The 12,858-nt window shown below is 66.4% G+C and carries 9 protein-coding genes and 1 pseudogene; 6 read left to right on the top strand and 4 right to left on the bottom strand.

From position 1 onward, the window contains the following. The first annotated feature begins 9 nt into the window (after positions 1-9). Both ACLJRM_RS16790 and ACLJRM_RS16785 read left to right on the top strand, forming a co-directional pair. On the top strand, positions 10-666 hold the full coding sequence (locus ACLJRM_RS16790; protein WP_410663516.1) for a DUF3152 domain-containing protein: 657 nt from the start codon (positions 10-12) through the stop codon (positions 664-666). Next, positions 645-1,004, top strand: a complete 360-nt coding sequence (locus ACLJRM_RS16785; protein ID WP_410663515.1) for an ANTAR domain-containing protein — start codon at positions 645-647, stop codon at positions 1,002-1,004. The genes ACLJRM_RS16790 and ACLJRM_RS16785 overlap by 22 nt, the downstream gene beginning before the upstream one ends. Here the strand turns inward: ACLJRM_RS16785 and ACLJRM_RS16780 are convergent. The 3 genes from ACLJRM_RS16780 to ACLJRM_RS16770 all read right to left on the bottom strand — a co-directional run bounded on the left by ACLJRM_RS16780 (position 988) and on the right by ACLJRM_RS16770 (position 8,641). Next, positions 988-3,360 (bottom strand): SpoIIE family protein phosphatase, encoded by a 2,373-nt coding sequence (locus ACLJRM_RS16780; RefSeq protein WP_410663514.1) that lies wholly within the window; start codon positions 3,358-3,360, stop codon positions 988-990. The two genes, ACLJRM_RS16785 and ACLJRM_RS16780, sit on opposite strands and share 17 nt — an antisense overlap. Before the next feature lie 13 nt (positions 3,361-3,373). Then, positions 3,374-7,870 carry a HAMP domain-containing protein gene (locus tag ACLJRM_RS16775; protein WP_410663513.1) on the bottom strand — a complete coding sequence of 1,499 codons (4,497 nt, stop codon included), beginning with the start codon at positions 7,868-7,870 and terminating at the stop codon, positions 3,374-3,376. Positions 7,871-8,242: 372 nt separating this feature from the next. After that, positions 8,243-8,641 carry an ATP-binding protein gene (locus tag ACLJRM_RS16770; protein ID WP_410663512.1) on the bottom strand — a complete coding sequence of 133 codons (399 nt, stop codon included), beginning with the start codon at positions 8,639-8,641 and terminating at the stop codon, positions 8,243-8,245. 251 nt (positions 8,642-8,892) lie between these two features. Here ACLJRM_RS16770 and ACLJRM_RS16765 point away from each other — a divergent pair. From ACLJRM_RS16765 to ACLJRM_RS16750, 4 genes and pseudogenes are all read left to right on the top strand, one after another. Then, positions 8,893-9,694, top strand: a pseudogene (locus tag ACLJRM_RS16765) (SigB/SigF/SigG family RNA polymerase sigma factor). A gap of 320 nt (positions 9,695-10,014) precedes the next feature. Further along, positions 10,015-10,785, top strand: a complete 771-nt coding sequence (locus ACLJRM_RS16760) for a hypothetical protein (protein ID WP_410663511.1) — start codon at positions 10,015-10,017, stop codon at positions 10,783-10,785. 113 nt (positions 10,786-10,898) lie between these two features. After that, positions 10,899-11,447, top strand: a complete 549-nt coding sequence (locus ACLJRM_RS16755) for a hypothetical protein (protein WP_410663510.1) — start codon at positions 10,899-10,901, stop codon at positions 11,445-11,447. A gap of 102 nt (positions 11,448-11,549) precedes the next feature. Beyond that, positions 11,550-12,146, top strand: coding sequence for a response regulator transcription factor (locus ACLJRM_RS16750; protein ID WP_410663509.1), 597 nt, complete (start codon positions 11,550-11,552; stop codon positions 12,144-12,146). Between the two features lie 16 nt (positions 12,147-12,162). Here ACLJRM_RS16750 and ACLJRM_RS16745 read toward each other — a convergent pair whose 3' ends face one another. After that, a complete protein-coding gene (locus tag ACLJRM_RS16745) occupies positions 12,163-12,846 on the bottom strand; it encodes a PAS and ANTAR domain-containing protein (protein WP_410663508.1) in 684 nt (227 codons plus the stop codon). Positions 12,847-12,858: the final 12 nt, after the last annotated feature.

Below are 12,858 nucleotides of genomic sequence, written 5' to 3'. Positions count from 1 at the left end.
CAGTCGATCGTGCCCCCGCCGGAGCCTGCCGCGTTGCCGGACGGTGCTCCCTTCACACCGACCGGCGCGGGAGCCTGGCACGTCGTGCCCGGCGTGAGCGGTTCGGTGGCGGGCGCCGGAACGCGGCAACTGACCTACACCGTCGAGATCGAGGACGGGGTGGACATTCCCTCGTTCGCCTCGGAAGTGGAGACCATTCTCGCGGACCCGCGCGGATGGATCGGGTCCGACAACGTGTCGCTCCGGCGGATCGATGACCTGGACGCCTCGCCGTCGTTCAGGATCAGTCTCACCAGCCCCGCCACGAGCCGCCGCCCGGACCTTTGCGGATTCGAGATCCCCTACGACTCGTCGTGCTATCTCACCCGTGATCACCGGGTCGTCGTCAACCTCGCACGCTGGGTTCGTGGCGCCCATTCGTTCGAGGGCGATCTTCTCGGCTACCACCGGTACGCGGTCAACCACGAGGTCGGTCACGCCCTCGGTCATGGGCATGTCGGCTGTCCCGTGGAGGGTGCCGTGGCGCCGGTGATGATGCAGCAGACCTTCGGACTGTCCAACAGCTACGTCGCGGACCTCAACCGTGCCCAGCCGGGCGCGGCGGTGAACGTACGTCCAGATGGAGCTGTCTGCCGTCCCAATCCGTGGGTCACGACGACGCGATGAGCCTCCGGCAGGGGCGGGAGCCAAGACCAGACCTGACGGCGGCGGCTCCCGCTGTCGAAGTGGAGCAGTTGCGACGGGCGTTGGCCACGCAGCCGAGCATCGAACAGGCGAAGGGCATGTTGATGCTGTTGCGGCAGTGGACACCCGACGAGGCTTTTGCCGCGCTGAGGGCGGTTTCCCAGCACACCAACGTCAAACTGCGCGACGTGGCCATCGTGGTCGTCGCCGCGGGAAGCCGGGGCACGTCCGGGCCGGTCGACGAGGTGACCGGTGAGGTGGTGCTGGCCGAAGTCCGACGGCTTCTGCTCGACCGTCCGCGGTCTACGACTTCGCGGTGACTTCGATGGCCACGACACAGGTGTCGTCGTCGGTGTCGGCGGTGCTGTAAGTGAGCAAGGCGTCGAGCTGCTGCTCCAGGTCGCCGTCGTGCTCGTCCACGAGACCGACCAGGTGCGTGATCGAATCCTGCACTGGCCGGTCGCGGCGCTCGATCAGGCCGTCGGTGTAGAGGAGCAGCACGTCGCCGTTGTCGAGATGCAACTGTTCTTCCTGGTAGGTCACCTCTGGCACGGCTCCGAGCAAGGTGCCCTGAATGAGCGGGAGCGTCGTGGTCTGTCCCTGGTGCCGGAGGATCGGCGGGAGATGGCCCGCCCGTGCCCAGCGCAGGATCCTGGTGGCGGGGTTGTAGAGGGCGGCGACGGCGGTGGCGGTGACGTGGTTGGTGAGGTTGTAGGCGACCAGGTTGAGCCAGGTGAGCAGCTGGGCGGGCCCGGCGCCGGTGGCGGCGAGGCCCCGCAGGGCGTTGCGAAGGTTGACCATCCCGGTGGCCGCGTCGATGCCGTGCCCCGCGATGTCGCCGACGCAGAGCAGGATCTCACCGCCGGGAAGAGCGACGGCGTCGTACCAGTCGCCGCCGACGAGGTTCTCCTTTTCCGCGGGCCGGTACCGGACGGCGGTCCGGATCCCGGAGACGTCCAGCGGATCTCGGGCGGGCGGCATGATCGCGTGCTGCAGCTGGAGGGTCAGACGGTTGCGTTCGATCGCTTGTTGTTCGGTGGCGGCCAGCCGGTCGCGAGTGGCCGAGAGGGCGACTTCGGCCCAGTGCTGGGCGGAGACGTCCTGATAGGCACCGCGAATTCCGAGAAGATCTCCCCGGCTGTCGACGACGGGCTCGGCGACGACCCGGATGTACCGGGAGACGCCATCGGAGCGCTGAAGCCGGAACGCGGTCGACGCGGATCGCCTGTGGTGCAGCAGGGTTCGGAGGAACCGGCCGATCGAGGGCGAATCGTCAGGGTGTGCGTAGTCGGCCAGCCGGGCCAGGGGGAGAGGGGCTGCCGTGGAAGGCAGTCCGTAGAGGGCGAACAGCTCCGAGTTCCACAGCACGGCTCCGGTCACGGGGTTCTCTTCGAAACCACCGATCCGGCCGAGCCGCTGGGCGTGCTGCAGCAGCGTGGTCAGCTTGGCGGCGTCATCCTGCAGGCGCAAGCCGAGCAAGACCGTGCCGGCGAGCCTGCTGATACTGACATCGGCCAGTACCGGCAGCGGAACCTGATCCACGGAGGTGGTGATCGTCGTGTTCCGGTCGCGGAACGGCTCTCCCGTCGCGTGGACCCGGTGGATCTTGTCCAGCAGACCGCCTTCCTCCGCCGCGAGCGGATACATCTCGAGCAACCGGGCTCCGATGAGCCGGGCCGGCGGCCGTCCGCCTGGATCGACGAAGCGTGGGTTGGCGTGATGGATCCGAAAGTCGCCGAACCGGTCGTCATCGTCGTGGCACGGCGAAAGCAGGAGGGCCGGGTCGGGCAGGCCGTCGACGAAATCGACCAACTCGCCGAGCACGCTCGTGGCGAGGTGGGCAGTCGAGGCCGCGGCGCCTCCCTCGACGTTCTCCAGGGTGTGTGCGCACAGCTCGGCCAGTGCCTCTAGTTGCCGTTGCATCCGGCCTGCTTCGAGGTTCACCTGGTTCGGCCAGCAGATCTCCGCGACGCCGATGATCCTGCCGCCGGTTCCGGTCGGGATGGCGATCCGGGTGCCGACGGCCATGGCGTGCTGTCCGATCGAGGGCAGGCCGGAAGAGGACAGCGCCGGAAACCACACCGAGTCGCGTTCGGCCAGCGCGGCCTGCGCGGGCGTCGACACTCCGGGAGGGACGTACCGCCAGCGGGCGGCCTCCTCGGTGGAGAATCCGGCGGCCCCCATCAGCGTGAGCGATCCGTCCGGACCCGCGAGCCAGACCGCGACCGCGGTCGCGCCAAGGGGGCGCAGGGCGTGCTCGAGGATCGCCTCCGCGGCCCGCTGGGTGTCGTCCGCCGCCAGTACGCCGCTTTCCGCCGTCCGCAGACGGACGGTGACCGAGGTGTCCTCGCCGGATTCGTCCGTACGAGCCACGAACTCCGCCGCTACTTCGCTCAGCCGGTCCTTGGCCGCGTCACCGACGACGTCGGCGGCGAATTCCAGCCGAGTCACCCCGGAGCGTTCGGCGAGGGTCGCGAGTTGTCGCGCGGCATCGCCTGGACCGCAGCCCAAGCGCTCCATCAACACACCTTTGGCGAGTTCGATCAAGGCGCGTCCGTCAGCGACGGCATGGGCGTGGTCGACCTCGTCGCGGAGGCGGGCGACCGTGGCGGCCAGACGCGCCAGATTCGGGGAAAGGCCGGGGGAAGGCACCGAGCCGGTTTCGTCGACCGACATTCCAGTTCCCCGCTCAGACCGTCAGGTGCCGTTTGAGGCAGGCGATCAGCTCGTCCGTGTCGACAGGTTTGGTGACGTAGTCGTTCGCGCCCGAGGCGATGCTCTTTTCGCGGTCACCGGGCATCGCCTTCGCCGTGACGGCCACGATCGGTAGCCGGGCGTGTTCGGGCATGGCCCGGATCGTCGCGGTCGCGGTGTAGCCGTCCATTTCGGGCATCATGATGTCCATCAGGACCAGGTCGATGCCGGGATGAGTGGTCACCCGCTCGACGCCCTTACGACCGTCTTCGGCGTGTAGCACCTGCAGACCGTGCAGTTCCAGGATTCCGGTGAGCGCGTAGACGTTGCGCGGGTCGTCGTCGACGATCAGCACGGTGCGACCGTGCAGGGTGTTGTCGACGTCCTGAGGGTGAACCGGCGCGGGCTTCTCTCCCGGGTGGACCAAGGGCAGCACCGACCCCGGCTCATCCGCCGAAAGGTGCAGGGCGATCCGTTCCCGCAGCTCGTCCAGGCCGGACAACACTTCGAGCGAGAGCGTCTCGGCTCTCGTCTGCAGGAGCTGTTCCTGTTCGTGGTCGAGGCGCCTGCTGTTGTGGACCAGGATGGGCACCGTCCGCAGGGCGTTGTCACCCTGCATGGCGTCGAGGAAGGCGAACGAGGTCCCTTCCCGCAGGTCGAGGTCGAGCACTACACAGTGATAAGCGTCGGTGGCGAGGGCGGACGCCGCCTCCTCCGTGCCCGCCGCGGTCACGACCTCGACGTCGGCGGTGATGACACCGAAGTCCCTGCTGTCGGCCAGATCGCCGGCGGCGCTCTCGGCGACGAGCGTCAGCAGACCGCGTTGCCGCCCTTCGACCACGAGCAGGCGGCGATGCGTGCGGCGCGGGGATTCCCGCACCGGTTCGGCGCCCGGAGTGGCGGCCGATTCCGTACCGATGGCGGGCCGCACCGTGAAGTCCGGGCGTGCGACCGGCAGGTAGAAGGTGAACGTACTGCCCTCACCGAGAGTGCTCTCCGCGGTGAGGTGGCCTCCCAGCAACTGCGCGATCTCCCGGCTGATCGACAATCCGAGACCGGTTCCGCCGTACTTGCGGCTGGTCGTGCCGTCCGCTTGCTGGAACGCGCCGAAGATCGATTCGAGCTGGTGCTCCGCGATCCCGATACCCGTGTCGATGACCCGGAAGGCGATGGCAGGCCCGTTCGTGCGAACGGACGGAGGCAGCTCTTCGATCCCGACCGGCTCGATGTGCAGCTCGATTCCGCCCGTGCTGGTGAACTTCACCGCGTTGGAGAGGAGGTTGCGCAGCACCTGCCGCAGCCGCGAATCGTCGGTCAGCACCTGCGCGGGGGCGTCCTGGCCGACGCGGATCCGGAAGTCGAGCTGCCGCTGCGAGGTCATCGGCCGGAAGGTCGCTTCGACGTAGTCCAGCAGCTGCCGCAAGGGGACCTGTTCCGGGGTGACGTCCATCTTCCCCGCCTCGACCTTGGACAGGTCGAGGATGTCGTTGATCAACTGCAGGAGATCCGAACCCGCCGAGTGGATGATGCCCGCGTACTCCACTTGCTTGGAGGTGAGGTTGCGAGTGGGGTTCTGGGCCAGCAGTTGCGCGAGGATCAACAGGCTGTTGAGCGGGGTGCGCAGTTCGTGGCTCATGTTGGCCAGGAACTCCGACTTGTACTTCGACGCCAGTGTCAGCTGGTGGGCACGGGTTTCGAGTTCTTGGCGCGCTTGCTCGATTTCGAGGTTCTTCGTCTCGATGTCACGGTTCTGGGTCGCCAGCAGCGCGGCCTTCTCCTCCAACTCGGCGTTGGAACGCTGCAGTTCTTCCTGCTGTGACTGCAGTTCCTCCGAACGCGTCTGGAGCTCGGCGGTCAGTCGCTGCGATTCGTCGAGCAGCTCGTCCGTACGCGCGTTGGCGACGATGCTGTTGACGTTGACGCCGATCTGTTCCATCAGCAGTTCGAGGAACGCCCGGTGCACTTCGGTGAAACCGTGGATCGAGGCCAGCTCGATCACGCCGAGAACCTGATCTTCCACCACGATCGGGAGCACGATCAGATTCGCCGGTCTCGTCTTCCCCAGGCCGGACGAGATGGCCACATAGTCCTCCGGGACTTCGTCGACCATGATCGGGCGACGACTGCGTGCCGCCTGCCCGACCAGCGATTGGCCGATCCGGAAGCGCGCCACCGGACCATCGTCGGCGTCGGGATGCCCGTAGGCGCCGACAAGCCGCAGTTCCGGCCTTTCCGCCGTCTCGTCGGCGAGGTAGAACGCGCCGTACTGCGCGGCGACCAACGGGACCAGCTCGTCCATCACCGCCGCCGCGACCAGGGCGAGGTCGCGACGTCCCTGCATCAGGCCGGTGATGGTGGCCAGGTTCGACTTCAGCCAGTCTTGCTCTTGGTTGGCCCGCGTGGTCTCGCGCAGCGACTCGACCATCGAGTTGATGTTGTCCTTGAGTTCGGCGACCTCGCCGGAGGCGTCCACGGTGATCGAGCGGGTGAGGTCGCCTTCCGCGACCGCGCTGGTGACCTTGGCGATGGCCCGGACCTGCCGGGTGAGGTTCCCGGCGAGTTCGTTGACGTTCTCCGTGAGCCGTTTCCAGGTACCCGATACGCCTTCGACCTCGGCCTGGCCGCCGAGCCGTCCCTCGCTGCCGACTTCGCGTGCCACGCGGGTGACCTCCGCGGCGAACGCGGAAAGCTGGTCGACCATCGTGTTGATGGTGGTCTTGAGCTCCAGGATCTCGCCCCGCGCGTCGACGTCGATCTTGCGCGTCAGGTCGCCCTGCGCGACCGCGGTGGTCACCTGGGCGATGTTGCGGACCTGCCCGGTGAGGTTGTTCGCCATCGAGTTGACGTTGTCGGTGAGGTCCTTCCAGGTGCCGGCGACGTTCGGCACGCGGGCCTGCCCGCCGAGGATCCCTTCGGTGCCCACCTCGCGGGCGACCCGGGTGACCTCGTCCGCGAACGCGGACAGCGTGTCGACCATCGTGTTGATGACGTCGGCCAGCGCCGCGACCTCGCCCTTGGCCTCGACGGTGATCTTGCGGGACAGGTCGCCCCGGGCGACCGCCGTGGCGACCTGCGCGATCGAGCGCACCTGACCGGTGAGGTTGGACGCCATCACGTTGACGTTGTCGGTCAGGTCCTTCCAGGTTCCCGAGACACCCCGGACCGTCGCCTGTCCGCCGAGGTTGCCTTCGGTGCCGACCTCACGCGCGACGCGGGTGACTTCGTCGGCGAAGGCGGACAGCTGGTCGACCATCGTGTTGATGGTGTCCTTCAGTTCCAGGATCTCGCCGCGCGCGTCGACCCGGATCTTCTGCGACAGGTCACCGCGGGCCACCGCGGTGGTGACCTCGGCGATCGAGCGGACCTGCGCCGTCAGGTTGTCCGCCATGAAGTTCACGGAGTCGGTGAGGTCGCGCCAGGTGCCGGAGACGCCCTTGACGTCGGCTTGGCCGCCGAGTCGTCCTTCGGTGCCGACTTCACGTGCGACGCGGGTGACTTCGTCGGCGAAGGCGGACAGCTGACCCACCATGGTGTTCAGAGTGTTCTTCAGCTCCAGGACCTCGCCGCGCGCCGTCACGTTGATCTTCTGCGACAGATCGCCCTTGGCGACAGCGGTGGCGACCTGGGCGATGTTGCGGACCTGGTCGGTCAGGTTGCCCGCCATGAAGTTCACGGAGTCGGTGAGGTCGCGCCAAGTGCCGGAGACGCCCTTGACGTCGGCCTGCCCACCCAGTCGGCCCTCGGTGCCGACTTCACGGGCGACGCGGGTGACTTCGTCGGCGAACGAGGACAGCTGATCCACCATCGTGTTGATGGTGTTCTTGAGCTCGAGGATTTCGCCGCGCGCGTCCACCGTGATCTTCTGGGACAGATCGCCCTTCGCGACCGCCGTCGTCACCTGGGCGACATTGCGGACCTGGTCGGTGAGGTTGCCCGCCATGAAGTTCACCGAGTCGGTGAGATCGCGCCAGACGCCGCCGACGCCCGGCACCTCCGCCTGGCCGCCCAGCCGTCCCTCGCTACCGACCTCTCGTGCGACGCGCGTGACTTCGTCGGCGAACGAGGACAGCTGATCCACCATGGTGTTCACGGTGTCCTTGAGTTCGAGGATCTCGCCGCGGGCGTCGACGTCGATCTTCTGGGACAGGTCGCCTCGCGCCACCGCGGTCGCCACCTGGGCGATGTCACGCACCTGGGTGGTGAGGTTGCCCGCCATCGCGTTCACGGAGTCGGTGAGGTCTTTCCAGGTGCCGGAGACCCCGGGCACCTTCGCCTGTCCGCCCAATTGCCCTTCGCTGCCGACTTCGCGGGCGACCCGGGTGACCTCCGAGGTGAACAAGGACAGCTGGTCCGCCATCCCGTTGAACACGGTGGCGATGTCGCCGAGCAGTCCGTCGGCGCCGTCCGGCAGCCTGATGCCGAAGTCCCCGTCCCGTACCGCCGTCAGCCCGGCCAGAAGCTGGCGCAGTTCTTCTTCTCCGGCACGACTCATCGTCGCAGTCGCCGACCCGCTCATCCGTCACCACGTCTCTTCATTTGTAGCGTCGAGGAAAGAACCAACAACCAGCCGAGGAGTGCACGGGCGGAAGGAGCGGCCCGGGCGGTTCCCGAGCATAGCGAAGGTGTACTAGGCTATGCCGCAACGGTTGAGCAGCCAGCCGCATCCCGCCGAGCGAGACGCCCTATTGCTCCCGTCAGCCACAGTGCTTCCGTCAATTGTTTTCCTGACGCTGGCGTGAATCGTTTTCGGTCGAGATGTCCAGCCTGATCCCGCGCGCTGTCGCCGGTAAGGGCAAATTTGGCATGCCCATTTCAGAAACCGAATTCGATTTCCGATGAAGAACAAGAAGTTTCGGTCAGTCGATCAGTGAGGTGTGAGAGGCCAGGAGACGCTGACGGTCGTGCCGGCCGAAGTGCTGGTCACAGTGGATTTCGGCGCGAAGGTGGTGATGATCGGGACCCCGCGCCCGCCGTCCGGCCGATGACCTTCCCGCCAGCTGCCGGAATCGGCGATGGTGACCGTGATCCAGCCTGCCTGGTGCACGGCGGTGACCGTCATGATGTTGTCGGTCCCGGCCGGATAAGCATGCCTGACGACGTTCGTCATCGCTTCGTACACGGTCAGCTTGAGGTCTTCTGCCAGCTCGACAGGCATTCCTTGATGGTGGGCCCAGTCGGCGAGCACGTTCCTCAGGCGAGCGGCCTGCGCCGGTACGGCGGCGACCTCGTGCACCAGGTCCTCGGCGGAGGCATCGGCTGGCATCCTGTGGAGTACTCCTGTCACCTGCCGAACTGCCTCCGGCTGTTCCTTGGACTGGTCCAGACTACTCCTGCGGATCGTGCGCAAGTGGCGTGTGGGCCCGCTGCTTCGTCGATGTCCACGTTTGCCGCCTTTTCGTTCGGGTATCTCCGACTTGACGACGAGAGCATGACCCTGGGGTGCAGGAGGCGGCGATCAACGCGATGAACAATGTTGCGTCCATTGTGGATTCTGCCTTGGTGCCCCGCCGAGGCGTGGCGGGCGAAAGTGTGGTGCCGACGCAGCGCAGACGCGCTCGCGACGGCGCCGGGTACGCGCACTGCCGCCCACTGTTCGAACAGCTGGCCGCTCTTCCGGCCGATCATCCGCGTCGCCAAGGGCTACGTGAATGCTTGATCCTTGAGCTGTTGCCGCTCGCCGACCACGTAGCCCTGCGTTTCCTTGGCCGAGGCCAGGCGACAGAAGATTTGGTCCAGGTGGCCCGGGTCGGCCTGGTGGAGGCCGTCGACCGATTCGACCCAGGCCGTGGTGGTGACTTCCTGTCGTTCGCCGTTCCGACGGTCATGGGTGAGGTTCGCCGGTTCTTCCGTGACACCGGCTGGGCGGTGCACGTCCCGCGGCGCATGCAGGAACTGAGCTTCCGGCTCAAGCAGGGCACCATGGAGCTCGCCGGGGTTCTCGGCCGCGCTCCGACGCCGAGCGAGCTGGCCGGCCACCTCGGGATCGACGTCGAAACGATCCATGAAGGTTTGCTGGCGGCGAACAGTTATCAGGCTTCGTCACTGGATCGACCGGCCGCCAACGGCAAAGACACGACGGACTTGGCCGATGTGATGGGTGAGGTGGACTCGCGCCTCGAACTCGTCGAAGACCACCATGCGGTGGCGCCCCTGCTGCACCGGTTGCCGGAACGGGAGCGGGAGATCGTGAAGATGCGGTTCTTCGAAGGCATGACTCAATCGCAGATCGCGGCCCGGATCGGCGTCTCCCAGATGCAACGTTTCCCGGTTGCTGGCGAAGGTGCTTCAGAGGCTGCGCGAGCAGCTGTCCGCCTGAGCGACGCCGGCCTGGCCGCGCAACCGAGAATGCGGTTCCCGCGATCGTGTTACGCAGGGACGTTGCTCCGCCCGGCTTGTGGTCACTGATTCGAGTGTATTGGTTTCGCGTGTATTGACTTTGTCGTCACGATGGCTCTCATTCAATTTTCGCTGGTCAGCTTCGAGTCGGTGGTCACAGAAGGGCATAAATGGTGCCGCCATCGGATTTTCGGGCGAGGGGTGCGAGGTGGCCGTCGTACGAAACTCTTATGATTCGCACGGCGCGAACGAGTTGACAAGAAATGGGAGCCAGGCGTGGGGAGTCGGACAATCGGCGCGATGCGTGTCGGTCGCCTTCTGGCCCGTTCGCTCGTCCTGGTGAGCGGTATGGTCGCGGCCACCGCCGTGGCATGGATCGCGGGCGATGTCGCCGCGAAAGCTGACACCCTGGTCATCGATGGCTCGAGCGGTCCGGCTATCGCTGTCGAGATGAGCCCCGCGACCGCGATAGCGAACCGAACCCTGCCCGTGGCGGTGGTGCCGTCCTTGATCCAGAAACCAAATAGCGCGGAAGCGCTCATTGGTCACGGTGCTGTCTCGTCGAAATACCTTGATGAGGCAGTGAAATCCGAGGTAAGGGTGGCAAATGCCCCCATCGAGGCGGATCGCCGCGCAGCCACCACAGTTGATGTTGCTGGCCAAGGGCCGCCGGGCGAAGCCAGTCGTGATCGCGTCGGCGGCCTGGCATCCGACGATGATGCCCCCGCGTCGGAGCCGGACATCGTCTCCTCCGCTCGGAGCGAAGCGGACCACGTCACCACACTTCTTCCGTCTCCGCGTGGACACAAGGTTGTCAGCCATCAACCGTCTCGGGCATCGCATCCACGTGTGTCCGGTCATGCCGCAGGGAAGCCGATTCCGCTGTGGTCGCCGATGACAGCGTGTGGAAAACGGACAAATCTCGCCGCGGCAGGCGCTGGTGATCACGGGAGCGGTGCTCTCATGTCAGGCAGTGCGGCGCAGAACGATCGGATTCCGCTGAGTGGCAGCGATTTCGAGAACCGATCTCCGCAGGCAGCGGTGATCCAGCCGGGCGTCAGGCCCGGCTGACCGGATAACCGATCGGCGTTCGGACTCGGTCGATCGTCATGACCAGGCGTCGCTTCCTCGCGGTGTCAGGTCGCCATTGTTTCCTTTTTCTCATTCAAGAAGGAGTTTTTGTCGTGCAAGATTGGGTGAAGTACGTCCTGCGGACCACGCTCGCCAGCGGTGGCCTTTTGATGCTGGGAAGCGGCGTCGCGTCGGCGGCCGAACACGTCGATCCAGAGCTGCCCGCCACCCCGGTGGATCAGCACATCGTCACTCCCGCCGCGATCGGGCTGGCCGAGGCCCTGCGGCAAGCGCGACCGCTGGACCAGCTGGCCGCGGCGGACCAGGACTCCCTGCGGCCGGCCATCACCACGGCGATGACCGATGTCCCGGCCGCGGTACCGCCCACCACGACACCGGTCGGGCAGGTTTACCCGGCGCCGGATCTGAACAGCCCGCTGGATGTTCAGCTGGATGAGGCCGATTTGCCTGTTGTGCCGCTTCTCTCGCGGGTGGAGCACGCGCAGGATGCGCTTACGGCACTGAAGCCGAACACTCCTGTCCACAGCGAATTCGAGTTGCTGCCCGCTCCGGTGAACGGGACCGTCGCCACGGATCCGCTCGACGCCGGTTCGGGCACCCGGGTGACCGCCGCCAACACTGAAACCTTGCTGCGAAAGTAGCGTCGACGTCACGCGGTCAAGGGCTCGAGGAAGCAGTACTCGTGCCCCTGACCGCCGATCACGCGCTCACTCGCAGCCAAGAGTAGAAGTAAGGGTAAAGCCGTGACAGCGATCTTGATCTGTGACAGCCGGGGAAGAGTGCGGGACGCGGTCAGCCGTGCCATGTCCGCGGTTCCCGGCGTAGACCATGTCGACTGCGTAGCGGAGGCTGAGGGGCTGCTGGCCAAGTATTCCCGTCGGCCCGCCGATCTGGTTCTCGTCGGCTTGGAACGCGCCACACCGAGCGGAGTGGAGGCCGTTCGACGACTCGTCAAGGCGGATCTCCGGGCCAACATCCTGGTCTTCGGGGCCGCCAACGACCCTGTGGTCGTGGCCAACGCGATCAGCGGCGGCGCCCGAGGTTACTTTCGCTGGAACACCTCCTGGCCGGAGGTCGTCTCCGCTCTCGCCGACACTCTCAACAGCATTTCCGTGCCTGTGCCGCGGCTGCCGTCCTCTGTCGGCGTCCAGCTGACGAGTCGTGAGCTGCAGGTACTGACGGGAATGAGCCAAGGCAAACGCAACGGAGAAATCGGCCGTGAACTGCACCTGGCCGAAGATACGGTGAAGACCCACGCACAACGGCTTTTCCGCAAACTCGGGGCACAGGACCGCGCCCAAGCCGTCGCCCACGGTTTCCGCCGAGGCGTTCTGCTCTAGCACGACCCGGCACGGCCTATACCGAGCCGGGGTGCTGGTGGATGGTGAGCAGGAGGTGGTCGAACTGGGTGCGTTGCTGGAGGGGGCCGCCGCCGAGGGTGGTGAGGGCGGTGGCGAGTTTCTCGGCGAGGACTCGCAGTTTGGTGTTGGTTTCCTGGGATCTCCATCGTAGGACGTGGAAGGCTTGTTCGGCGGTGATGCCGTAGACGAGCATGAGCGCGCCTTTGGCTTGGTCGATGCAGGCGCGGGTGTCGAGGAGGTCGGGGAGGGCTTCGGAGAGGATCTGCTTGCGGTGTTCGTCGCGGCTGGCGTCGAGGTCGATGTAGTAGCCGGTGGTGCCGACGGTGGTGCCGGTGCTGTCGTAGAGGCGGTCGCCGACGACGAGGACGTGGTGTTCGTTCCCGGTGGTGTCGATGATGCGGTGACGGCTGCAGAACGCGGTGCCGTCGCGGACTGTCGCGGCCAGTGTTCCGGCGACGGTGTCGCGGTCTTCGGGATGTTTGTGTGACAGGAGCAGCTCGGTCGTGGGCTGGACGGTTCCTGGCGCGTAGCCGTGGAGTCGTGCGACTTCGTCGGACCATTCCCAGGTTTGGTCGGCGAAGTGGAAGCGGAAGCTGCCGATGGTGTGCTGGCGTCCGCCCATGATCTCGTCCAGGCCGGAAGGCGAAGCGCCCGCGGTGGGCTCAGCGATGTCGGTCACCGGCCTATTCTG

It is taken from the genome of Amycolatopsis sp. lyj-84 (assembly GCF_046549075.1).
Classification (GTDB): domain Bacteria; phylum Actinomycetota; class Actinomycetes; order Mycobacteriales; family Pseudonocardiaceae; genus Amycolatopsis.
The sequence above is the reverse complement of the archived record's forward strand: the minus strand, read 5'-3'. Positions and strand labels throughout refer to the sequence as shown.

Coding starts and splice junctions, on each gene's coding strand:
- ACLJRM_RS16770 (WP_410663512.1), bottom strand. CDS start 8,641: ATGCCAGCCGATGCCTCCGCCGAGGACCTGGTGCACGAGGTCGCCGCC.
- ACLJRM_RS16760 (WP_410663511.1), top strand. CDS start 10,015: ATGCGTGTCGGTCGCCTTCTGGCCCGTTCGCTCGTCCTGGTGAGCGGT.
- ACLJRM_RS16775 (WP_410663513.1), bottom strand. CDS start 7,870: ATGAGTCGTGCCGGAGAAGAAGAACTGCGCCAGCTTCTGGCCGGGCTG.
- ACLJRM_RS16780 (WP_410663514.1), bottom strand. CDS start 3,360: ATGTCGGTCGACGAAACCGGCTCGGTGCCTTCCCCCGGCCTTTCCCCG.